This is a genomic window from Dactylosporangium sp. McL0621 (assembly GCF_049995355.1).
Lineage (GTDB): Bacteria > Actinomycetota > Actinomycetes > Mycobacteriales > Micromonosporaceae > Dactylosporangium.
In genome coordinates this window covers 3,569,077-3,589,484 of sequence record NZ_CP188259.1, presented here as the reverse complement: position 1 = coordinate 3,589,484, position 20,408 = coordinate 3,569,077, and the positions used below count along the sequence as shown (strand labels likewise).

Annotated in this window: 24 protein-coding genes; 13 read left to right on the top strand and 11 right to left on the bottom strand. The window is 75.0% G+C overall.

Annotation, left to right across the window (positions count from 1 at the left end; genetic code table 11):
• Positions 1-78 precede the first annotated feature (78 nt).
• Positions 79-849, top strand: coding sequence for an SGNH/GDSL hydrolase family protein (locus ACPPVO_RS16925; protein ID WP_426512154.1), 771 nt, complete (start codon positions 79-81; stop codon positions 847-849).
• On the opposite strand, the gene ACPPVO_RS16920 is transcribed toward ACPPVO_RS16925, so the two are convergent.
• Complete coding sequence (locus ACPPVO_RS16920; RefSeq protein WP_426512153.1) at positions 842-2,281, bottom strand: M28 family peptidase; 1,440 nt, start codon at positions 2,279-2,281, stop codon at positions 842-844. The two genes, ACPPVO_RS16925 and ACPPVO_RS16920, sit on opposite strands and share 8 nt — an antisense overlap.
• 157 nt (positions 2,282-2,438) lie before the next feature.
• Here ACPPVO_RS16920 and ACPPVO_RS16915 point away from each other — a divergent pair, with 157 nt between their 5' ends.
• Positions 2,439-3,047 (top strand): HD domain-containing protein, encoded by a 609-nt coding sequence (locus ACPPVO_RS16915; RefSeq protein ID WP_426512152.1) that lies wholly within the window; start codon positions 2,439-2,441, stop codon positions 3,045-3,047.
• Positions 3,048-3,111: 64 nt separating this feature from the next.
• On the opposite strand, the gene ACPPVO_RS16910 is transcribed toward ACPPVO_RS16915, so the two are convergent.
• Positions 3,112-3,465, bottom strand: coding sequence for a hypothetical protein (locus tag ACPPVO_RS16910; RefSeq protein WP_426512151.1), 354 nt, complete (start codon positions 3,463-3,465; stop codon positions 3,112-3,114).
• Here ACPPVO_RS16910 and ACPPVO_RS16905 point away from each other — a divergent pair, their 5' ends adjacent.
• The gene (locus ACPPVO_RS16905; protein ID WP_426512150.1) at positions 3,466-3,588 is read left to right on the top strand and encodes a hypothetical protein; all 123 of its coding nucleotides are present in this window, start codon (positions 3,466-3,468) and stop codon (positions 3,586-3,588) included. It abuts the gene before it with no gap.
• 267 nt (positions 3,589-3,855) lie between these two features.
• On the opposite strand, the gene ACPPVO_RS16900 is transcribed toward ACPPVO_RS16905, so the two are convergent.
• Positions 3,856-4,434, bottom strand: a complete 579-nt coding sequence (locus tag ACPPVO_RS16900; RefSeq protein ID WP_426512149.1) for a hypothetical protein — start codon at positions 4,432-4,434, stop codon at positions 3,856-3,858.
• Positions 4,435-5,066: 632 nt separating this feature from the next.
• Between ACPPVO_RS16900 and ACPPVO_RS16895 the strand changes: the two genes are divergently transcribed.
• Together ACPPVO_RS16895 and ACPPVO_RS16890 are read left to right on the top strand one after the other, a co-directional pair.
• Positions 5,067-5,858 (top strand): polysaccharide deacetylase family protein, encoded by a 792-nt coding sequence (locus ACPPVO_RS16895; RefSeq protein ID WP_426512148.1) that lies wholly within the window; start codon positions 5,067-5,069, stop codon positions 5,856-5,858.
• Positions 5,855-7,111: a beta-propeller fold lactonase family protein gene (locus ACPPVO_RS16890; RefSeq protein ID WP_426512147.1), complete on the top strand. Its 1,257-nt coding sequence runs from the start codon at positions 5,855-5,857 to the stop codon at positions 7,109-7,111. The genes ACPPVO_RS16895 and ACPPVO_RS16890 overlap by 4 nt, the downstream gene beginning before the upstream one ends.
• Here ACPPVO_RS16890 and ACPPVO_RS16885 read toward each other — a convergent pair whose 3' ends face one another.
• A complete protein-coding gene (locus ACPPVO_RS16885; protein WP_426512146.1) occupies positions 7,112-8,236 on the bottom strand; it encodes an MCP four helix bundle domain-containing protein in 1,125 nt (374 codons plus the stop codon).
• A 71-nt stretch (positions 8,237-8,307) separates the two neighbouring features.
• Here ACPPVO_RS16885 and ACPPVO_RS16880 point away from each other — a divergent pair, with 71 nt between their 5' ends.
• The 5 genes from ACPPVO_RS16880 to ACPPVO_RS16860 all read left to right on the top strand — a co-directional run bounded on the left by ACPPVO_RS16880 (position 8,308) and on the right by ACPPVO_RS16860 (position 12,004).
• Positions 8,308-9,051 (top strand): hypothetical protein, encoded by a 744-nt coding sequence (locus ACPPVO_RS16880; RefSeq protein WP_426512145.1) that lies wholly within the window; start codon positions 8,308-8,310, stop codon positions 9,049-9,051.
• On the top strand, positions 9,041-9,391 hold the full coding sequence (locus ACPPVO_RS16875) for a PadR family transcriptional regulator (protein WP_426512144.1): 351 nt from the start codon (positions 9,041-9,043) through the stop codon (positions 9,389-9,391). Before ACPPVO_RS16880 ends, ACPPVO_RS16875 begins: the two co-directional genes overlap by 11 nt.
• On the top strand, positions 9,388-10,092 hold the full coding sequence (locus ACPPVO_RS16870) for a hypothetical protein (protein WP_426512143.1): 705 nt from the start codon (positions 9,388-9,390) through the stop codon (positions 10,090-10,092). Before ACPPVO_RS16875 ends, ACPPVO_RS16870 begins: the two co-directional genes overlap by 4 nt.
• Before the next feature lie 158 nt (positions 10,093-10,250).
• Positions 10,251-11,090, top strand: a complete 840-nt coding sequence (locus tag ACPPVO_RS16865; protein WP_426512142.1) for a DUF4397 domain-containing protein — start codon at positions 10,251-10,253, stop codon at positions 11,088-11,090.
• Between the two features lie 251 nt (positions 11,091-11,341).
• Entirely contained in the window at positions 11,342-12,004 is a 663-nt protein-coding gene (locus ACPPVO_RS16860; RefSeq protein ID WP_426512141.1) for a class F sortase, read from the top strand.
• On the opposite strand, the gene ACPPVO_RS16855 is transcribed toward ACPPVO_RS16860, so the two are convergent.
• Complete coding sequence (locus tag ACPPVO_RS16855; protein WP_426512140.1) at positions 11,982-13,223, bottom strand: ATP-binding protein; 1,242 nt, start codon at positions 13,221-13,223, stop codon at positions 11,982-11,984. The two genes, ACPPVO_RS16860 and ACPPVO_RS16855, sit on opposite strands and share 23 nt — an antisense overlap.
• A 3-nt stretch (positions 13,224-13,226) precedes the next feature.
• Between ACPPVO_RS16855 and ACPPVO_RS16850 the strand changes: the two genes are divergently transcribed.
• Complete coding sequence (locus ACPPVO_RS16850; RefSeq protein WP_426512139.1) at positions 13,227-13,985, top strand: SAM-dependent methyltransferase; 759 nt, start codon at positions 13,227-13,229, stop codon at positions 13,983-13,985.
• On the opposite strand, the gene ACPPVO_RS16845 is transcribed toward ACPPVO_RS16850, so the two are convergent.
• Entirely contained in the window at positions 13,928-14,119 is a 192-nt protein-coding gene (locus ACPPVO_RS16845; RefSeq protein WP_426512138.1) for a hypothetical protein, read from the bottom strand. The two genes, ACPPVO_RS16850 and ACPPVO_RS16845, sit on opposite strands and share 58 nt — an antisense overlap.
• A 10-nt stretch (positions 14,120-14,129) precedes the next feature.
• On the opposite strand from ACPPVO_RS16845, the gene ACPPVO_RS16840 reads away from it, so the two are divergent.
• Positions 14,130-14,333 (top strand): DUF6114 domain-containing protein, encoded by a 204-nt coding sequence (locus ACPPVO_RS16840; protein WP_426512137.1) that lies wholly within the window; start codon positions 14,130-14,132, stop codon positions 14,331-14,333.
• On the opposite strand, the gene ACPPVO_RS16835 is transcribed toward ACPPVO_RS16840, so the two are convergent.
• Positions 14,301-15,746 (bottom strand): methyl-accepting chemotaxis protein, encoded by a 1,446-nt coding sequence (locus ACPPVO_RS16835; protein ID WP_426512136.1) that lies wholly within the window; start codon positions 15,744-15,746, stop codon positions 14,301-14,303. The genes ACPPVO_RS16840 and ACPPVO_RS16835 overlap by 33 nt on opposite strands.
• Positions 15,747-15,788: 42 nt before the next feature.
• Entirely contained in the window at positions 15,789-16,613 is an 825-nt protein-coding gene (locus ACPPVO_RS16830) for a TetR/AcrR family transcriptional regulator (RefSeq protein ID WP_426512135.1), read from the bottom strand.
• 50 nt (positions 16,614-16,663) lie between these two features.
• Here ACPPVO_RS16830 and ACPPVO_RS16825 point away from each other — a divergent pair, with 50 nt between their 5' ends.
• A complete protein-coding gene (locus tag ACPPVO_RS16825) occupies positions 16,664-17,536 on the top strand; it encodes an NmrA family NAD(P)-binding protein (RefSeq protein WP_426512134.1) in 873 nt (290 codons plus the stop codon).
• 97 nt (positions 17,537-17,633) lie between these two features.
• Here the strand turns inward: ACPPVO_RS16825 and ACPPVO_RS16820 are convergent, their stop codons facing one another.
• The 3 genes from ACPPVO_RS16820 to ACPPVO_RS16810 all read right to left on the bottom strand — a co-directional run bounded on the left by ACPPVO_RS16820 (position 17,634) and on the right by ACPPVO_RS16810 (position 20,365).
• On the bottom strand, positions 17,634-18,467 hold the full coding sequence (locus tag ACPPVO_RS16820; protein WP_426512133.1) for a CPBP family intramembrane glutamic endopeptidase: 834 nt from the start codon (positions 18,465-18,467) through the stop codon (positions 17,634-17,636).
• An 87-nt stretch (positions 18,468-18,554) separates the two neighbouring features.
• A complete protein-coding gene (locus ACPPVO_RS16815; protein WP_426512132.1) occupies positions 18,555-19,214 on the bottom strand; it encodes a response regulator in 660 nt (219 codons plus the stop codon).
• The gene (locus ACPPVO_RS16810; RefSeq protein ID WP_426512131.1) at positions 19,211-20,365 is read right to left on the bottom strand and encodes a histidine kinase; all 1,155 of its coding nucleotides are present in this window, start codon (positions 20,363-20,365) and stop codon (positions 19,211-19,213) included. Before ACPPVO_RS16810 ends, ACPPVO_RS16815 begins: the two co-directional genes overlap by 4 nt.
• Positions 20,366-20,408 lie beyond the last annotated feature (43 nt).

Below are 20,408 nucleotides of genomic sequence, written 5' to 3'. Positions count from 1 at the left end.
AGTAGGCTCGGCGCGCAAGCACAGGCCCGCTCCACCACGATGTTCACCGACCGGTCACCCGTCTGTCAGGCTGGTCCGGTGCACATCGTCGCGCTCGGCAGCTCCTTCGCCGCCGGCCCGGGCATCGAGCCGGTCCTCGACCGCCGCACGGGTCGTTCGGGCCGCAACTACGCCCGGCTCCTCGCCGAGCGCCTCGACGCCCGGCTGACCGACCTGTCCGTCTCGGGCGCCACCACCGACACCCTGCTCGTCGACCAGGTACCGCCCGACGCCGACCTGGTGACGATCACCGCCGGCGGCAACGACCTCGGCTACGTCGGCGGCCTGATCCGCACCGCGATCAGCGGCCGCCTCCGCGCCCACCGGCTGACCCGCCCCCTGGGCCGGCGCCTGGCCCGGGCCGCGGTACCGCCGGTGGGCCCCGCCGACGCCGAGCGGGTGGCCAAGGGCCTGGCCCGCGTGGCCGCCGCGGCGCGGGAGCGGGCCCCCGGATGCCGGGTGGTGTTCGTGGACTACCTCGCGCTGCTGGGCCCCGCCACCGTGTGGACGCCGGCGACCCCGTTCGATCCCGAACAGATCGCGGCGTTCCGGGGCATCGCGGACCAGCTCGCCGCGGCGTTCGCCGGAGCGGCCGGGCGCACGGGCGCCGAGCTGCTCCGGGCGTCGCGCCTCAGCGAAGGGCACGCGCTCGGCTCGCCCGAGCCGTGGGTGACCGGCTTCCGGCCCACGATGCGCCCGGCGCCGTTCCACCCGAACGCGGCGGGCATGCGGGCCGTCGCCGACGCGCTCGCCGGGATGCTCCGATGCCCGCCCGCCACCCGCCGCGTCCGGGTCCACCCCCCTAGCTGACCTGCACCGCCGCGTCGTCGATGACGAACGACGTCTGCAGCGAGGAGTCCTCGGTGCCGGTGAACTTCAGCGCGACCGTCTGCCCGGCGAACGCCGACAGGCTGTAGCTCTTCTGGACGTACCCGGAGGCCTTGTTCACGTTCGACAGGGTCGCCAGGGTCGTCGAGCCCGCGGTGACGGCCAGCTTGTCGTACGCCGTCGTCGTCGTGGTCTCCGCGGTGTCGATGTGCACCCAGAACGTCAGCGTCGCCGAGCAGCCGGCCGGGATGGTCACCGACTGCGACAGGCTCTCGGTGTGCGTGGAGCCGTAGCCCAGCAGCCAGGCGCTGTAGGTGCCGCCGTGCGCCGCCTCACCCTGCGAGGACCACTGGCCGATCGCGCCCGTGGTGCCGGCCCAGCCGGTGGTACCGGACTCGAAGCCCGGGTTCGTCAGCACCTGCGCCGCCGTGCAGCCGGTCGGCGGCGGCGTGGTGGTGCCGCCCACCGACGTGGCCCAGATCGTCGAGGCGACGCCGTCGGCGGCCCGGTTGAGCACCGTCGCGCTGATGTTGCTCGCGGTGTCGCAGGCCTGGTGGTAGCAGGAGTCGTACGCGCTGTTCGCGGTGCCGCCCCACTTCGACGCCTGCGCCGAGGTCTTCTTCGCGCTGGCGCCCGCCGCGTAGCCGGAGGTCGCGATGCCCACGCGCTCGAACGAGTAGTCGTCGGAGCGGCCCGCGCCCTCGGTGTTCTCCTCCGGCTGCAGGCCCAGCGTGTCCCAGTACGCCTTCATCGGCGCGGCCGCCGCCGACGTGATGTGGTTGATGAAGTAGCCGCCGTTGGGCGAGCCCACCATGTCGAAGTTGTAGTAGGCCTTGATCTGCGTGCGCTGCGTGCTCGTGAGCGCGTTGGCGTAGAAGGCCGAGCCCTGCAGCCCCTGCTCCTCCCCGGCCCACCAGGCGAACCGGACGTGCCGGCTCATCGTGGGGTTCTGCTGGGCCAGCACGAGCGCGTTCTCCAGCAGCGTCGCCGAGCCGGAGCCGTTGTCGTTGATCCCCGGCCCGGCGGCCACGCTGTCCAGGTGCGCGCCGAACATGGTGACCTGGTCGGACGGCCCGCCCGGCCAGTCGGCGACGAGGTTGTTCGCCCGGTACGTGCAGCTGGTGCAGGTCTGCTCGGCCACGGTGTACCCGGCGGCCTGCAGCTTGCCCTTGATGTAGGCGACCGAGGCGGTGTACCCGGCCGTGCCGCTGCGCCGGGTGCCGCCGTTCGCGGTGGCGATCGAGTTGAGCTGGGTCAGGTGGGCCTGCACGTTGGCGACGGCGATGTCCGGCGCCGCGGCGAGCGCGGGGGTGAGGGTCACGGGCGCGGCAGCGGCCGGGATCGCCAGGCCGGCGCCGGCGAGCAGGAGTGCGGCGGACACGGTCAGTGTCAGCGCCGCGGAGCGGGATCGCATGGGTGAGCTCCTCGATCGGAGGAAGAAGGTGGCGAGAGATTCGCATATATCGATACCAGCGATCAAGTGGCCGGCCCATACCACCCGGCCCATACCGCGCCCGCGTCTCGCCCGGTCCAGGTGGCGCCCGGCGGCCGCGCCGGCGGCAGGGTTGCCGGTGAGAACTGACGAGAGGGGCGGCCCGATGTTGCCGGACACGTCCGCGGTCGCGGCCGCGCTGGCGGTGGCCGAGCGCCACTGCTCGCCCGCGCTGCTCAACCACTCGGTGCGCACCTACGCGTGGGCGGCGGCGTACGCCACGGCGCACGGCATCGACCGCGACGACGAACTGCTCGGGGTGGCGGCACTGCTGCACGACATCGCGCTCACACCGTCCTTCGACAGCCACACCGTGCCGTTCGAGGAGGCGGGCGGCGACCTCGCCCGGGTGTTCGGCCGCGCGGCCGGATGGCCCGCGGCCCGGGCCGACCGGGTCGCCGAGGTCATCGTCCGGCACATGCGCGACGACGTCGCCGCGGACGCCGACCCGGAGTCGCACCTGCTGCAGGTCGCGTCGAGCTTCGAGGTGGTCGGCCGCCGGCGGGAGGAGTTCCCGGCCGGCCTGCGGGCGGCGACGCTGGACCGCCTCCCCCGGCTCGGCTTCCGCGACGAGTTCCTGGCCCGCTTCGAGGACCAGGCCCGGCGCAAGCCGGAGAGCGCCGCGGCCGGGTCGGTGCGCCGCAACCTGGCCGAGCGGATCACCGGTAACCCCCTGGACGAGGGATGAGTACGCGGTAAAGGCGGTCCCGCGATCCGTTTTGTACCATCGGGCGGTGGCGCACAACGATCAGTCAGCTGCGCGGCCGGCCGTACGCGACGCCGCCGGCGGGCGAGGCGCCGCCGGCGGGCGAGGCGCCACCGGCGGGCGAGGCGCCACCGGCGGGCGAGGCGCCGCCAGCGGGCGAGGCGCCACCGGCGGGCGAGGCGCCACCGGCGGGCGAGGCGCCGCCAGCGGGCGAGGCGCCGCCGACGAGCGCGACACCGCCGACGAGCGCGACACCGCCAGCGGGCGAGGCGCCGCCGGCGATCGCGACGCGCGCGCCGACGAGCGCGAGATCCAGCTGGAGCAGCGCGGCACGGTGGCGCTGTTCCAGCAGCAGGGCGCGAGCGTGCGCCGGGACGCCATGGATGTGCGCGAACGCCACTTGGACGATCGGGGACGGCGCGCCGACGAGCGCGACCGGGCCGCCGACGAGCGCGACGCCGTCGCGGACCAGCGGGAGATCGACGGCGAGCTCGACCGGAGCTGGGGCGAGCCGAGGAACTGACCCGGGCGGAGCCGGCCGGAGGGCTACCCCGGCGGCGCCCTTCCGGAGGGCCACTCCGGCCGGCGCTCTTCCGGACGGCTACCCCGAGCGGCGCCCTTCTGGAGGGCCGAGCCGGGCGGCGCCCATCCGGGGGCCGAGCCGGGCGGCGCGCTTCTTGGAGGGCCCGCCCGGCCGAAGGGCTACCCCGGGGGCGGCGCCCGACTGAAGGGCTACGACGCGGAACGGGGGTCGCCCGGCGGGCTGACCCGGGCGGTGCCGGCTGGCGGGCTACGACGCGGACGGGGCCGCGCCCGCCGGGACGATCCAGCTCGCGACCGCGCCGTGCGGGGAGTAGTCGACCGTGGTGGGCCGCTGCCCGGTGGGGGCGGAGAACGTGATCCAGCCGCGCACGCAGGTGCCGTTCGCCAGCGGCCGGGAGGTGAACGGGTACTCCGGCCGGGGGAACGCGTCGTTGTTCGTCTCCGCCGCGACCGCGATCGAGTTGTCGGCGTAGTGCAGGCCCCACGTCTTCCAGTCGACGGTGACGTTCTGCTTCGCCGAGTCCAGCGTGCACACCTGCACGTCGGCCGATGCCCAGGAGTACCCGGGCGGCCCCGCGGTCGGGCCGCCGGTCACGCTGGGCTGCCGGAATTCGTACACCGTGGCGTTGACGGTGTCGAGCAGCCGCGCCGACTGCCCCATGGCGATCGGCGGACCGGCGGTGGGCCGCGCGGGTGGGGTCTTCGCCGGTGCGGTGCTGCGGTGCGCCGACGGCCGCGGGTGCTTGTTGTCGGAGCCACCGCAGCCGGCGAGCGCCAGCACGGCCGGGACCAGCAGGAAGGATACGGCCAGGACGCGTCGATTCACCGTTCGAGCGTAGTCGGTGCGTGCCAGTTCGGCCCGGCAGCGCCAAGGCCCGGCCGACCGACGGCCCGCCCGCCACATTGTCCACAATGGACTCCACGCCGATGTTCGCACCGGCAACGACACGCCAGACCGCGCGCACCCCCGCACACCAAGCGCAACGACACACCGGTCCGCGCACACCACCACGCCGGTCCGCGCGCAACGGCGCGCCGGCCCGCGCACAACGCAACGCCAGGCCGTGCCCCGACAGCGCGCCGCGTGCAACGCCATGCCGGGCCGCGCTCACCACCACGCCGGGTCGCGCGCAACAGCGCGCCGCGCGCAACGACACGCCGGGCCGCGCTCACCACCACGCCACGCGCAACGACACGCCGGGCCACGCACAACGCAACGCCAGGCCGTGCCCCGACAGCGCGCCGCGCGCAACGACACGCCGGCCCGCGCGCAAAAGGCCACGCCACGCGCGACGACACGCCGGGCCGCGCGACCCGGCACGCCACGCGCAGCGACACGCCAGGCCGCGCGCGCAAAAAAGCTCCACGACCGGGTGAATGGGCATTCGGCCAGTTCTCAGGATCGGTCCGGGAGGATGGGCCGGGGCCGCTGACCCGTGCGGCGAAAGGACGACGTGCATGGATCGGCGGACACTGCTCCTGGCGGCCGGCGCCGTCACCCTCGGCGGCTGCGGCGGCCAATCCCAGGCCCCGGCCGCACAGAGCCCCGACGCCGCAAGGAACCCCGGCACCGCGAACAGCCCCGGAGCCGCGAAGAGCCCCGACGCCACCGGAAGCCCGAGCGCCGCAGGCGGCCCGCCCCCGAAGGCGCTGCCCCCCGAGGTCGACAGCGGCCCCCGCGACGTGCCGGCCGTCGCGCTCACGTTCCACGGCCAGGGCGAGCCCGGCGTGGTCGGCGGCCTGCTCGACGCCCTCGCCGCCGAGCGGGTCAAGGCGACCGTCCTCGCCGTCGGCGTGTGGGTCCGCGGCCAGCCGGAGCTGGCCCGCCGGGTCCTCGCCGACGGCCACGAGCTGGGCAACCACACGCTCAACCACGATGACATCAAGGGGATGAGCGACGATGCCGCGTACGCCGAGATCGCCGGCTGCGCCGCGGCCCTGCGCGAGGTGAGCGGGTCGATCGGGCGCTGGTTCCGGCCCTCGCAGACTCAGCGCAGCACCCCGCGGATCCGGGCGCAGGCCCAGCGCGCCGGGTACGCCACCTGTCTGTCATACGACATTGACTCACTGGACTACACGGACCCCGGCGCGGACGCGATCGTGCGCCATACGCTGCAGGGCGTGCGCAACGGTTCGATCGTCAGTCTGCATTTCGGGCACGCGGGCACCGTCACCGCGCTGCCGAAGCTGCTCGCCGGCCTGCGTGACCGCGGCCTGCGCCCGGTCACGGCCTCGGAGCTGTTCGCGTGACCGCCCGGCTGCTGACCGGGCGGATCGTCGCGGTCCTCGTGCTGCTCGGGGCGCTGGTCGCAGCCTGCTCCTCGGCCAAGGCCCAGAGCGAGCATCCGGCCGGGCCGGGCGACGACAACGCCCCGGCGAACCAGGCCGGGGCGGCGAGCGGGAGTGCCGGCTCGGGGCCGAGCGGGAGTGCCGGCCCGGGGCCGAGCGGCAGCGCCGGCACGAGGCCCGGCCCGGGCCTGCCGGGGATGCCGCCGCTGCTCGACCCGCACGACGTGTACGCCGCGGACCGGCCCGGCGCGCTCGCCGAGCAGGTCCGCAACGACCCGGCGCGCATCTACGTGCCCAACCTCGGCAGCGACACCGTGTCGGTCATCGACCCGGCGACGTTCAAGGTCATCCAGACCGTCAAGGTCGGCGGCGGGCCGCAGCACGTGGTACCGGCGTGGGACCTGCGCACGCTGTGGGTGAACGACAACACCGGCAACGCGCTGGTGCCGATCGACCCGGCGACGGGCACGTTCGGCAAGCCGGTGCCGGTCGACGACCCGTACAACCTGTACTTCACGCCCGACGGCAAGTACGCGATGGTCATGTCCGAGGCCCGGCACAAGATCGTGTTCCGGGACCCGCACACGATGGCGATCGTGCGCGAGCTCACCGTGAACTGCTCCGGGGTCAACCACGCCGACTTCTCCCCCGACGGGCGCTACTTCATCGCCACGTGCGAGTTCTCCGGCGACCTCATCAAGGTCGACGTCGCCCGCCAGGAGGTCATCGGCCAGCTGCACCTGACCGGGGACCACGCCATGCCGCAGGACGTCAAGATCGCGCCGGACGGGAACACCTGGTACGTCGCCGACATGCACACGTCCGGGGTGTGGATCGTCGACGGCGACCGGTTCACGGTGCGCTCGTTCCTGGCCACCGGCGCGGGCGCGCACGGGCTGTACGTCAGCCGGGACTCGAAGTACCTCTACATCGCCAACCGCGGCGAGGGCTCGGTGTCGCTGCTGGACTTCGCCACCGGCAAGCTCGCGGCGAAGTGGCACATCCCCGGCGGCGGCAGCCCCGACATGGGCGGCGTGTCGGCCGACGGCACGGTGCTGTGGCTCTCGGGGCGGTACAACGGCGAGGTGTACGCGCTGTCGACCGCGGACGGGCACCTGCTGGCCCGGATCAAGGTCGGCACCCAGCCGCACGGCCTGTGCATCTGGCCGCAGCCGGGCCGCTACTCGCTGGGCCACACGGGCATCCTGCGCTGATCACGGCCCGCCGCCGCCCAGCTCCTCCTCGGAGTCGAACACCTCACGCAGGTACGCATCGAGGCTGTCCACGGTCGCGGCGCGCTCCACGACGCTGCGGGTCGCGGAGTCGGCCGAGGTCGCCTCGTGCTCGATCGCGTTCGCCGCGTCGAGGACCGACCCGGCCTGGTCCAGGACGTTGCGCAGCTCGGTGCGCACGGCGCCCGCGGTCTGGTCGATGATGTCGCCGGCCCGGCGCCGGGTGTTCTGCTCGGCGAGGCGCTGGCGCATCGTCGCGCGCACCAGCTGGTCCTCCCGCGCCGCGCGGCCCTCCTCCAGGCGGGCCTCCTGCTCCTGCATCGCCTCGAACATCAGGTCCAGCTGCCGGCCGAGGTCGCCGATCTCGCTCGCGTCGCGGTTGGGGCCGATCCGGCGGCCGCGGTCACCGGAGGCGAGCAGGTCGCTGATCCGCCGCGCCGAGGCCAGCACGCTGCGGGTGAGCAGCAGCGCGGCCGCGACGGCCAGCACCAGGCCGAGCAGGATGATCGCGGTGACGATGGCCCGGACCTGCTGGTACTGCCGGTTCGAGCGGTCGACCCGGTCCCGGGCCGCGGCCACCTCGGTCGTGAACAGCTGGTCCAGCGGGTCGGCCATCGCCTCGTCGGCGGCGGCGAGCGGCCCGTTGGCGGCGGCGTGGGCCTCGACCAGGCGACCCGGGTCGGCCGCGGCGAAGACCTGCTGGTCCCGCACCGTACGCCAGGCGTGCAGCAGCGTCGTGAAGTCGTTCATCCGCTGGTCGCGCTCGTCGCCGGCGCCCGGGTGGGTGTCCAGGTAGGCGGCGATGTCCTCGTCGGCCTCCTGATCGGTCGCGGCGATCTCGGTGCGCTGCTCCGCGCGGCCGGCCGCGTCGGCCGCCAGGTACTCCCACACCTCGACCCGGGTGTCGCCCTCCATGTCCCGGAGGTCACCGAGCGCGGCCAGCGGCCGCACCGACTGCGAGTCGAGTTCGACCACGCTCGCGTGGGTCTGCCCCAGCCCGACGAGCGCGACGGCGCTGCCGACGACGGCCGGCACGGCGCAGACCGCGACCACCAGGTACACCCGGGCGCGCAGCGAGCGGCCCTTGCCCTGCTTCGGTTGCTCCATGTCGCGATACCCCTCCACCAGAGGCATCGGCACCCGGCGGCCCCGGTTTACCTTCTGCTACTGTGCCCATCATGGCTATAGCCGAGTTGGACAGTGCCCGCCCGGCCTGGGCCCGGCCCGCCGTCGCGGCGATCGGCGGTGCGACGGCGGTGGCGGCGCTGCTCGCGGCCGCCCGCCTGCCGGTGCCCGATCCGGTGGTCCGGGCGGAGTCCGCGGCGGTCGCCGGCTCCGCGTTCGCGCTCATCGCGGTGGCGTGGTGGCTGACCGGCCGGCCCGGCGTCCCCGACCGGCGTATCGTGCTGCGCCTCGGCCTGGGCTCCGGGCTGCTCCTCGGCGGCCTGTGGATCGCCGAGATCGGCTTCAACAACCTGACGCCGCACACGGTGTCGACGGCCGCCGCGCGCGGCGTGCTGGACAACGCCACCTGGGCCGTCGTCGGGGTCGTCACGATCGCGGCCGCCGCGGCGGTCACGGCGCGCACCCGCCGCTGGCGCTCCGGGCTGCGGGCGGGCGTGTGGTCGGGCGCCGGCAGCGGGCTGGGCGCCGCGCTCGGGGGCGCCGTGCTGCTGGCGCTGTTCCGCCCGTCGGTCGAGCACGACCCCCTGATGCAGGACGAGTGGCGGCGGCTCGGCGGGGGCGTCGGCCTGCCCGCGTACGTCACCCGGGAGACCATGGCCGGCGTGGGCGGGCACCTGTGGGTGCTCGGCGTCGTCCAGGGCGCCCTGCTCGGCCTGGTCGCGGCGGCCGTGACGATCGCGGCGGTCCGGGCCCGCGCCGCCGCCCGACCGGCGACGGCGGCCGGCGATGGCGCGTAGGCCACCCCAGCCGGCGGCGCTCGGCGAGGCCGCGCTGCACGTGCTGCTCGCGCTGGCCGACGGGCCCCGCCACGGGTACGCGATCATGCAGACGGTCGCCGCGGAGTCCGGCGGCGGCGTGCGGCTCGGCCCCACCACGCTGTACCGCACGCTGCGTACCCTGCACGAGGCCGGCCTCGTGGCCGAGGTCCCGCACGACGACCCGGGCGACGACGCGCGGCGGCGCTACTACGACATCACCGACGACGGCCGCGCCGCCGCCCGCGAGCAGCTGCGCCGCCTGCAACGGCTGATCGACACCGCGCGGGCCAAGCCGCGGCTGCACCCGGACCCGGCATGAGCGTCCCGCGGCAACGGCGCGCGTCCGTGGCCGTGTACGGCGCGATCCTGCGCCTGTACCCGCCCGCGTTCCGCGACCGCTGGGCCGGGGAGACCGTCCTGCTCTTCGCCGAGCTGGCCCGGCGCCGGCCGCCCGGACCGGCGGGCACCGCCGCGCTGTGGCTGCGGCACCTGCCCGACCTGGCCGGGGGGCTCTTCGCGGAGTGGTACCGGGAGCTGCGCCGCCGGCCCGCGGTCCGGCACCCGGCCCTGACGCACGGCGCGCCGGCCGGTGCCCTGCTCAGCATCGTCACGGTCGCCGGCAACCTCGGCCACCTCTGGGCCACCCCGGCCGCACGGGTCGCGTCCTGGCTGATCAGCGGGGCGGCGATGGGCGTGCTGGCGCTGACCGGGCCGGCCACGCTCGCCGCGGCCGGCACGGTCGGGCGGGCGCTGCGCCACGGCCTGCTCGGCGGCGTGATCGCGTTCACGGCCGCGAACCTCACCGCCACCGCCGTGGTCCTCATCGGCCTCGACCGGCTCGGCCGCGACTCCGTCCAGCTCGCCGCGTTCGCCGCCAGCCACGAGACGGACTTCCGGGTGTACCAGATCCACGAACTGCTCGGCGGCTGGTTCTACGGCACCGTCGCCGGCGCGGGCCTGGGCGCGGCGCTGTCCGGCCTCGCCGCCGCCGGGATCCGCCTCGGGCGCCGCCTGCGCTGACGGCGGAGGACCGGGCGCGCGTACGGCCGCAGAGGCGCCGGCGGTTGCGGTCTGTGGAAGATGCCACGTCGCGAATCCGGGCCCGGCCGAGCCGGCGAATCCGCTGATGACCCGCGCATCCACGCGGGTCGACACCAGCCGGAAGGGGCGTTTCGCCAATGCTTGCTCGTCTGTCCATGCGCCGGTCCGCGGCCGCGCTGGCCGCGCTGGCCGCCACCGGTGCCGTCGTCCTCGGCGCGCCGCCCGCGCACGCCGCCGGCACCTCCCAGGTGTCGGTCGTGCACGGGATTCCCGGGCAGCCGGTCGACGTGTACGTCAACGGAAAGAAGACCCTCAGCGACTTCAAGCCCTCCACCGTGGCCGGCCCGCTGCAGCTGCCGGCCGGCAAGTACGACATCGTGATCGTCAAGCCCGGCGACCCGGTCACCAGCCCGATCCTCAAGGTCGACCAGGCGGCCGTGCCGGGCGACGCGAACATCAGCCTGGTGGCGCACCTGAGCGCCGACGGCAAGCCGGCGGTGACCCCGTTCGTCAACGACGTGTCGAAGCTCGCGCCGGGTCAGGCGCGGCTCGTGGTGCGGCACACCGCGGCCGCACCGGCGGTGGACGTGCGCGCGGGCGGGCAGCCGGTGTTCAAGAACCTCACCAACCCCGGCGAGGCCAAGGCCGACCTGCCGGCCGGGCCGGTCAGCGCCGACGTGGTCCTGGCCGGCACCACCACCGTCGCCATCCCGGCCGCGAACCTGAACCTGGCCGAGGGCACCTCGACGATCGTGTACGCCGTCGGCTCGGCCGAGGGCAAGACCCTCGGCGTGGTCGCGCAGACCATCACCGGCCTGCACGGCACCCCCGGCGGCGTGCCGTCGGGCAGCGGCGGCGGCGCCGACCACGGCCCGGCCGGCTGGGTGTACGGGGCGGGGCTCGCCGGCCTGCTCGTGGCGGCGGCCGGTGCACTGGCCCTCCGCCGCGGCCGCCGGGCCGCCCCGGTCCAGGGCTGATGCCCGCTCACAAAGAGGCCGACGGGCCAGGGCCGACGCCCGCTCACAAACAGCCCGACGGGCCACGGCCCACGCCCGATCGCAAACAGCCCGACGGGCCAGGGCCGACGCCCGATCGCAAACAGCCCGACGGGCCAGGGCCGACGCCCGATCGCAAACAGCCCGACGGGCCAGGGCCGACGCCCGCTCACAAACAGGCCGACGGGCCACGGCCCACGCCCGCTCCCGAAAAGCCCGGAGGGTCCCCGCGCATGCGCGCGGGGGCCCGCCCCGGGCCGGCGGCCGCCGCCACGGCCCTGGTCGTCGGGGTCGCGGCGCTCGTGGCCGCCGTGGCGACCGCGTGCACCCAGCGGCCCCCGGGCCCGGCCGGCGCCTCGGCCGCCGCCGCCCTGGCCGCGTCGACACCCGCGTCCGCCCCCGCCGCCCCCGGTCCGCCGGCCGCGACGGTGGTCGCGCCGGCCGGGTTGCGCATCGACGCCCTGGGGCTCTCCGCTCGGGTGGACCCGGTCGGCGTCGACGCCGCCGGCGACGTCGCCGTGCCGCCGAGCGTCGACGTGGTCGGCTGGTACCGGTACGGGCCGGGCCTGGAGGCGACCGCCGGGTCGATCGTGATCGCCGGGCACGTGGACACGGCCGAGCAGGGCGGCGGGGCGTTCTTCCGGCTGCGTGAGCTCGGCCCCGGCGACGCGGTCACCGTCACCGGCGACGACGGCCGGGCCTACCGGTTCGCGGTCGTGGCGCGGGAGGTGTACCCGAAGACGCAGATCCCGCTCGAACGGTACTTCGCCCGCGACGGCGCGCCCCGGCTCACCCTCATCACGTGCGGGGGCCCGTTCGACTCACGCACCCGGCACTACCGCGACAACGTCGTCGTCACCGCCGTGCCGTCCTTCATGCCTGCTGCAGCGCCGTGAGCAGCTCGGCGGTGGTGAACGGCTTCTCCAGCAGCCGGACGTCGGCGGGCAGCGTGCCGTGCGTGGTAAGGACGGGCCGGGCGTAGCCGGACATGTACAGCACGGCGATCCCCGGCCGGCGACCGGTCATCTCGTCGGCCAGTTCCTTGCCGAGCATGCCGGGCATGATCACGTCGGTGAGGAGGATGTCGATGGGGCCGGTGTGGGCCGACGCCCGGATCAGCGCCTCGGGGCCGTCAGCCGCGGTGAGCACCTGGTAGCCGCCCCGCACCAGCATGCGCTCGGTGACCTGCCGCAGGGCGGGCTCGTCCTCGACGAGGAGCACGGTGCGGCCGTCTCCCTGGAGGGCGGACGCGTCCGGGACCTGGTCGGGGGTGGCGCTGGGGGCCACGTCGGTCGCCGGGAGTAGCACCGTGATCGAGGTGCCCAGGCCGGGCTCGGAGTAGATCTGCACCGTGCCGCCGGCCTGGGTGACGATGCCGTAGACGGTGGCCAGGCCGAGCCCGGTGCCCTGGCCGGTCGGCTTGGTGGTGAAGAACGGCTCGAAGGCCTTGTCGATGACCTCCTGGGGCATGCCGGTATCGGTGTCGGAGACCCGCAGCCGCACGTACCGGCCCGGTGCGAGGTTGCCGCGGGCGGCGGCGTGCTCGGCGTCGAGGTCGACGGTGGCGGTGTCGATGGTGAGCCGGCCGCCGGCGGGCATCGCGTCGCGGGCGTTCACCGCCAGGTTCACCAGCACCTGCTCCAGCTGGCCGGCGTCGGCGACGACCGCGGGCAGCCCGGGCGCGGCCGCGGTGGTGAGCGTGATGTGCTCGCCGATGGAGCGGCGCAGCATCTGCTCGACCTCGGACAGGACGGTGTTGAGGTCCAGCGGCCGGGGCCGGGTCACGTCGCGGCGGGCGAAGGCCAGCAGCTGGTGGGTGAGGTCGCTGCCGCGGCGCCCGGCCCGCGCGATCTGCTCGGCGTCGGCGGCGTACGGCGTGCCGGCGCCGTCCTCGACGATGAACTCCGCGTAGTTGAGGATGACGGCGAGCAGGTTGTTGAAGTCGTGGGCGACTCCCCCGGCGAGCTGCCCGAGGCTCTCCAGCCGCTGGGTGCGCTGGAGCCTCGCCTCGGCGACGCCGAGGAGGGCGTCGGGGGCCGCGTCGAGGATGGCCTGGACCTGCCGCTCGTCCCGGAGCTGCCGAAGATCACGCGCGCCAACCGGGCGTTCCTGCACCGCGTGGTGCGCTTCGCCGTCGAGTCGGGCGTCCGGCAGTTCCTCGACCTCGGCTCCGGCATCCCCACCGAGGGCAACGTCCACGAGATCGCCCAGGCCCTCGACCCGGCCAGCCGCGTGGTCTACGTCGACCTCGAACCGACCGCGGTCCTGCACGCGCGGGAGATCCTGGCGGGCGTGCCGCGGACCGCCGCCGTGCAGGGGGACCTGCAGCACCCGGACGGCATCTTCGCCGACCCCGCGGTCACCGGCCTGCTCGACCTCGACGCCCCGGTGTGCCTGCTGATGATCGCCGTGCTGCACTTCGTCCCGTCCGGCCCGCCGATGCCGGCCGCCCTGCGCCGGTACCGCGAAACCTTCGCCCCCGGCAGTTGCCTCGCGATCTCGCACGCCACCGGCGGCGCCCGGCCGGAGGAGCTCGGCCGGGTCGCGGACCTCTACAGCCGCACCGGCACACCGCTCGTGGTCCGCGACCGCGACGAGGTCGCCGCCCTGTTCGACGGCTGGCGGCTGGTGGCGCCCGGCATCGTGTACGGACCCCTGTGGCGCCCCGAACCGGATCAGCCGCCGGCCGCGGACCCCGCCCCTCGTACATCACCCTGGCGGGCGTCGGCATCAAGCCCTGACCCCCGGCCGGGAGCGGGGGAACCCGCGGGCGGCCGGACCCCGCAGCGGAGCCCGGCCGTCACCCGGCGAGTGGGGGCTCAGTTGACGTACACCAGCGGACTCCCGGCCACCGAGGTGTCGGCGACGGGGCCGTAGCTCGCGGTGAAGTAGCCGTTCGGGAAGCACGCCGACGGGCCGGAGAACTTGTTGAACTTCTGGTCCGTGAACGTGATCGACCGGTCGTCGTTCGACGCGACGCCCAGAACGAGGTTGGCGTCCGCGCGGTACACACACGTCACCGTGCCGAGCGCGGACCGGAGCTTGATCGTGGTCTGCCTCTACTCGGTACTCGCACTCGTCATGGCGCTCGCGTCGTGGATCACGTCCAACCTCGGCGGCTTCCTCATCGGCCTGCTGCTGGGCGTCGTCGGCGGCTCGCTCGCCTTCTCCTGGGCGCCGGTCGAGGAGGAGTCACACGCGGAACCGGCCGACGGCCTGCTGTAGGTCGCTCGCGACGCGGTTGAGCTCCGACACGGTCTGGTCCACCTCGGTCAGCGTCGACGTGGTGGACTGGGCCGCGTCGGCCACGCCGGCGATGTTGCCCGCGATGTTCGTCGCGCCGTGGGCGGCGTCGCCGACGCTGCGGCTCATCTCGCCCGTGGTCGCCGTCTGCTCCTCCACCGCCGAGGCGATGGTGAGCTGGTAGTCGTTGATCCGGGCGATGATCCGGCTGATCTCGCCGATGGCGTCAACGGCGTTGGCGGTGTCGGACTGGATCGTCTCGACCCGCCGGGAGATGTCCTCGGTGGCCCGTGCGGTCTCCTGGGCCAGGTCCTTGACCTCGCTCGCGACGACCGCGAAGCCCTTGCCGGCCGCGCCGGCCCGGGCCGCCTCGATTGTGGCGTTGAGCGCGAGCAGGTTCGTCTGCTCGGCGATCGAGGTGATCACCTTGACCACGTTGCCGATCTCGGTGCTGGAGTCGCCGAGCTTCGACACGGTCTGGTTGGTCTGCTCGGCCACGCCGACCGCCTCGGAGGCGACGCGGGCGGCATCGTTGGCGTTCTGGGCGATCTCGCGGATCGAGGCGCCCATCTCCTCGGAGCCCGCGGCGAGCGTCTGCACGTTGTGCGACACGGTGCCCGCGTCGCCGGCCACGACGTTGGCGCGGGCCGCGGCGGCCTGGGCGCTGTCGCCGATGCGCGCCGTGACGCCGGTGAGCCGCTGGGTGCTGGCGCCCAGGGTGCGGGCGGCGGTGGCGAGGGTGTCGACGGTACGGCCGATGCCCGCGTTCGCCTGGTTCACGGCGACCGCCATGGCGCCGAGCTCGTCGCGGGCGTGCACCTCGGCGCGCTTGGTGAGGTCGCCGTCGGCCGCGGCCAGCAGCGTGTCGGAGACCGTGCGCAGCTGGCGGTTCATGCGCCGGCCGATGAGCCCGACGAGCGCGAAGGCGACGACGAGCCCGACGATGAGCGACCCGATGGTCCAGTTGCGCGAGGTGTGGTACGAGTTCAGCGCCGACGCCGCCTCGTCGGCCGCCTCGGCGTTCTCCAGCTGCTGCAGCTGCGCCAGCGACTCGTTCATCTGCGCCTCGAGGCTCTGCCACAGGTTGTTCTGCTCGGTCGCGTTGGACGGCAGGGTGATGCCCGGCTTCGGCTGCTCCTGGAACACCACGACGTTGCGCATGTTGGAGTAGCTGGTCCAGGCCGTGGCGAACTTGTCCACGGCGCCCGCGCGGGCCGGGGAGTCGACGGTGCGCTGACGGTACCGCTGCAGCGCATTGTCGATGAGCTGGTCACCGGTGTCGCGGGCCTGCTTGGCGCGCGGGCCGAGCGTCGGGTCGTAGCTCGACCAGGCCTGCAGCGCCTGCCCCCGGTAGTTCTCGGCCACCCCCTGGCGGATCACCACCAGCTGCTGCACGCTCTCCAGGTGCCCGCCTAATCGGCGGCCGCCGACCCCGGTTTAGGTTTGCTCCGGCGGGGGCGTCGGGACCCCGCCGGGACCGCCGGCGACAGCGCGGGCCTCGGCGGCGGGACCGCCGGCGACAGCGCGGGCCTCGGCTCCGGCGGCAGCGCGGTCGGCGCCCGGCCGGCGCCGACGGGCGCGCTGGCGGCAGGTCGGGCCGCAGTAGCTGGGCGGGCGGCCGGTGGTGTGCCGGTGCAGCCGGGCCCCGCACTCCAGGCAGTGCCCCGTTTCGTGACGCCGCCCGGGCTCGTTGTCACGAAACTCGCCGACTTTCGTGAACAGCCCGTCGAGCAGCAGCCGCACCAGGCGCGCGCCGCGGGCCCGGCTGTGGTGCGCCGAGCGCAGGGCCGCGCCGCCGACGATGAGCGCGGCCAGGTCGTCGGCCTCCACACCGGCCGGCACCGCGCCGGCCCGCCGCGCGGCGTGCAGCAGCCGGTCCAGGGCCCGGCCGAAGTCCTGCGCGGCCGCCGCCAGCTCGGCGCGGGGCCAGCTCTTGTCCGCGGTGAGCCCGGCGCAGACGCTCATCCGCCCGCTCGACTGCTCGATCGCCTCGACGAGGAAGCCGAGCAGCGCGTCGCCGGGCGTGGCCCGGGCGGCCCACCGCTCCGCCGCGCGCACCAGGCCGCGGACGTGCTCGGCGAGCACCGCCTCGACGAGGATCTCCTTGCTCGGGAAGTGCCGGTGCACGGTCCCGGCCCCGACCCCGGCGCGCTGGGCGATCCGGCTCAGCGGCACCTCCAGCCCGTCGTCGGCGAAGACCCGCATCGCGGTGCGCAGCACGGTCTCGCGGTTGCGGCGGCCGTCCGTACGTTCGGCGCTCATGTCACGAAATCCTTGTCGTCGACCGGCAAGCGGGTGGATCGTTCCGGTTCATGTCAGTATCACGCAGGCCCGGGACCATCGTCGTCACCGGCGCCACGGGGAAGCAGGGCGGCGCCACCGCACGACGGCTGCTGGCGCTCGGACGGCCGGTCCGGGCCCTGGTCCGCGACGCCACGAGACCGGCCGCCGCCGCCCTGGCCGCCGCCGGGGCCGAACTCGTACCCGGCGACTTCGACGACCCGGCGAGCCTCGCGTCCGCGCTCGACGGCGCCGCCGCGGTGTTCGCCATCCCGCCGGTCACGTTCGACACGGCCCTGGAGGCGGCCCGGGGCCGGGCCCTGATCGACGCGGCCGCCGGGGCCGGGGTCGAGCAGGTCGTGCTCAGCACGGTCGCGTCGTCGTCGCGCAGGGAGCAGTCGGCCGAGGGCAAGAAGCTCATCGAGCGGTACCTGCTCGAGCGCATCAGGTTCGCCACGGTCCTGCGCCCGGTGCGCTTCATGACCAACTACATCGGCCCCGGGGTACTCGGCGTCGACGGGATCGCCCAGGGGGTACACCGGCATCTGTTCCCACCGGACGAGCCCATGCAGATCATCGCGCTCGAGGACGTAGCCGACTTCGCCGCCCTAGCGTTCGCCGACCGGGACCGGTACGCGGGGCGGACCCTGGAGCTGGCCGGCGACGACCCGACCCCGGTCGCGGCGGCCGCGGCGATCAGCGCGGCCACGGGCACACCGCTGCGGTACGAGCAGATCCCGCCCGACGAGGCGGCCGCGCTCGGCCCGATGTTCGCCGAGACCCTGCGCCGCTGGGAGACCGGCGGGGGCTGGCACGCGGACATCGAGGCCCTGCGCGTCATCCACCCCGGCCTGCGCACGCTGAACGACTGGCTGAGCGAGTCCGGCGCCGCCGCCCTGCGCTGACGCGAGGGCGGGCGACGAGGAGTCCGACGAGTCATGACCGCCCCGCGCGTGGTCGTACAGGAGGCCGGTCGTCGAGGCGGCCGGCCTCCTGAACCCCCTAGGCGTGTTCCACGGCAGACACGGCCGGCGCGCGGCGCAGGCGGCCGGTTCGGGCGGTGAACGCCAGCAGGATCAGCGCCGGTACCGTGATGACCACCAGCGTGACCACGCTCGCCTCCGGACCGAACGCGCCGCCCGTCAGCCAGTCCGCCCCGGTCAGCGTCGTGCGGTACAGCGAATGCGCCGCCTCCTCGCCCGACGAGCTCACGCCGAAGACGCCCGCCTGCACCGTGTTCCAGGCGAAGTGGAACCCGATCGTCAGCCACAGCGAGCGCGTCGCCAGGAACAGGACGCCGAAGAGCAGGCCGCCCGTCAGGGTGATGGCCAGCGCGGCCTGGACCGTGGCGTTGGCGTTGATCAGGTGCATCGCGCCGAAGAGCAGCGACGAGACGATCAGGGCCGCCCAGCCGCCGAAGCGTTCGGCGACCATGCGGGCGATGACGCCGCGGAAGAGGATCTCCTCGTTCGCCGCCACGCACGCCATGATGCCCGCCGTGACGGCCAGGCCCTCGAACGAGCCGCGGGTCTGCGTGTCCCAGCCGCCGAGCAGGCGGATGCCCAGCATCACCAGGCCGAAGGCGGCCGCGCCGAGCACGAGGCCGGGGAGCAGCCAGCGCGCGGCGTTGGACGGGGACACCTCGGGGGCGGCCGGGCGGCGCTCGATCCAGCGGCTCAGCCAGGCGTACCCGACCACCGCCACGACCGCGCTCGTGAACCCGGCCGACACCGCCCACGTCGGGTCGTCCGAGCGCGCCGCGGTCACGCCCTCGGTGACGGCCAGGAGCGCGAAGGCCGCGATCAGCATGAGCGGGAAGCGCAGGATGAACCTCATGCCGGCCAACCGTAGGGATCGACGAGGCTGGAAACGTCACCCCGCCGTGGACATCCGGTGTGGCTCGCGCGAGGGACTACCGGGCCGTCACGCTCCGGAGCGGACCAGGCCGCTCTGGAACGCGTAGACCACCGCGTGGACCCGGTCGCGCAGGTCCAGTTTGGTCAGGATCCGGGAGACGTACGTCTTGACGGTCTCCTGGCTCAGCGTCAGCTCGGCCGCGATCTCCGCGTTCGACATGCCCCGCGCGATGAGCTTGAGCACCTCCATCTCGCGCGGCGCGAGCAGCGCGGCGGGCCCGTCGACCCCCGGCGACGGGCGCAGCCGCTCGCCGAAGTGGCCGATGAGCCGGCGCGTGACGGCCGGCGCGACCAGGGCGTCGCCGGCCGCGACCGTGCGCACCGCGGCCACCAGCTCGGCCGGCTGGGCGTCCTTGAGCAGGAAGCCGGCCGCACCCGCACGCAGGGCCCGGTACACGTACTCGTCGAGGTTGAACGTCGTGACCACCAGCACCGTCAGCGGGTCGGCGACCTCGGGGCCGGCGAGGCGGCGGGTCGCCTCGATGCCGTCGAGCACCGGCATGCGGATGTCCATGAGCACGACGTCGGGCCGCAGCTCGCGGGCCAGCCGCACGGCCTGCTCGCCGTCGGCGGCGGCGCCGGCCACGGCGAACCCGGGCTGGACGCCGAAGATCGTGGTGTACGCGGTGCGGATCAGCGGCTGGTCGTCGCAGACCAGGATCCTCATCCCGCCACCCCGACCGGGATCGACGCGCGGGTCAGGAAGCCGCCGGCGGGCGTCGGCCCGGCCTCGAACGAGCCGCCGAACACGCTCACCCGTTCCCGCAGGCCGGCCAGGCCGCGACCGGCGCGCGCCGGGCCGCCCGACACGGCCGAAGACCCTTCCGTGTGTACCTCCACCTCGACCGCGTGTTCGGAATGCGCGACGCGGACCAGGGTGGGCCGCCCGGGCGCGTGCTTCACGGCGTTGGTCAGGGACTCCTGCACCACCCGGTACACGGTCAGGCCGACCCCGCCGCCGGCGTGGCCGGCCTCGCCCTCCTCGCGCCAGTCCACGGGCTGCCCCAGCGTGCGGGTCCGCTCGACGAGGTCGGCGATGCGGCCGACCACCGGATGGTCGCCGAGGTCGTCCGCGTCGAGCACGCGCAGCAGGTGCCGCAGCTCCCCCAGGGCCTCCCGGCCGGTGCTGCTCACCGCGGCCACGCCCGCCCCGGCCACGCCCGGGTCGCTGGTGAGCACCAGCCCGGCCGCGTCGGCCTGCAGCACCATCGCGGTCACGTGGTGGGTCACGACGTCGTGCAGCTCGCGGGCGATCACGGCGCGCTCGGCCGCGACGGCGAGGGCCATGCTGTCGCGGCGGTGCTGCTCCGCGGCGGCGCGCTGCCGGCGCATCCAGCGGCCCGCGCCCCAGAAGGCGGCCAGCACGGCGTAGAACTCGGTGTACTGGATGATCGTCTGCCCCGAGCCCATCCGGTGCAGGGCCACCACGAGCGCGACGTAGCCGCCGGTGAGCAGCGCCGGAAGGGCCCAGCGGCGGCGCCGCTGGTGCGCGCCGAGGGCGTACAACGCGAAGGGAAAGGCCAGCGTGGCCGCGGAGTGCGCGTAGCCCAGGCACTGGTAGAGGCCGAAGCCGGCCGCCGTGAGCAGCGCGCACGCGGCCGGCCACCGGCGGCGGAGCACCAGCGGGGCGCAGAGCGCGGCCACGAGGGCCCAGCCGCGCGCGTCCAGCGGCCGGTCGGGGAACTCGGGCAGGTCGGCGCCGACGCCGGCCATGCCCGGCACCAGCGACACCGCGAGCAGCCCGGCGGCCCCTGCCGCGTCCTGGAGCAGGACGGGCAGGCCGCGCCACCGGTGCCACCACGAGGCCGGGACGGTCATGGCCGGGAGCATAGCCAGCCCGGGGCGGAGGCGACGAAGAGCG

Coding starts and splice junctions, on each gene's coding strand:
- ACPPVO_RS16810 (WP_426512131.1), bottom strand. CDS start 20,365: ATGACCGTCCCGGCCTCGTGGTGGCACCGGTGGCGCGGCCTGCCCGTC.
- ACPPVO_RS16830 (WP_426512135.1), bottom strand. CDS start 16,613: ATGAGCGCCGAACGTACGGACGGCCGCCGCAACCGCGAGACCGTGCTG.
- ACPPVO_RS16815 (WP_426512132.1), bottom strand. CDS start 19,214: ATGAGGATCCTGGTCTGCGACGACCAGCCGCTGATCCGCACCGCGTAC.
- ACPPVO_RS16885 (WP_426512146.1), bottom strand. CDS start 8,236: ATGGAGCAACCGAAGCAGGGCAAGGGCCGCTCGCTGCGCGCCCGGGTG.
- ACPPVO_RS16895 (WP_426512148.1), top strand. CDS start 5,067: ATGGATCGGCGGACACTGCTCCTGGCGGCCGGCGCCGTCACCCTCGGC.
- ACPPVO_RS16820 (WP_426512133.1), bottom strand. CDS start 18,467: ATGAGGTTCATCCTGCGCTTCCCGCTCATGCTGATCGCGGCCTTCGCG.
- ACPPVO_RS16860 (WP_426512141.1), top strand. CDS start 11,342: ATGCGCGCGGGGGCCCGCCCCGGGCCGGCGGCCGCCGCCACGGCCCTG.
- ACPPVO_RS16865 (WP_426512142.1), top strand. CDS start 10,251: ATGCTTGCTCGTCTGTCCATGCGCCGGTCCGCGGCCGCGCTGGCCGCG.
- ACPPVO_RS16875 (WP_426512144.1), top strand. CDS start 9,041: ATGGCGCGTAGGCCACCCCAGCCGGCGGCGCTCGGCGAGGCCGCGCTG.
- ACPPVO_RS16920 (WP_426512153.1), bottom strand. CDS start 2,281: ATGCGATCCCGCTCCGCGGCGCTGACACTGACCGTGTCCGCCGCACTC.
- ACPPVO_RS16825 (WP_426512134.1), top strand. CDS start 16,664: ATGTCAGTATCACGCAGGCCCGGGACCATCGTCGTCACCGGCGCCACG.
- ACPPVO_RS16880 (WP_426512145.1), top strand. CDS start 8,308: ATGGCTATAGCCGAGTTGGACAGTGCCCGCCCGGCCTGGGCCCGGCCC.
- ACPPVO_RS16870 (WP_426512143.1), top strand. CDS start 9,388: ATGAGCGTCCCGCGGCAACGGCGCGCGTCCGTGGCCGTGTACGGCGCG.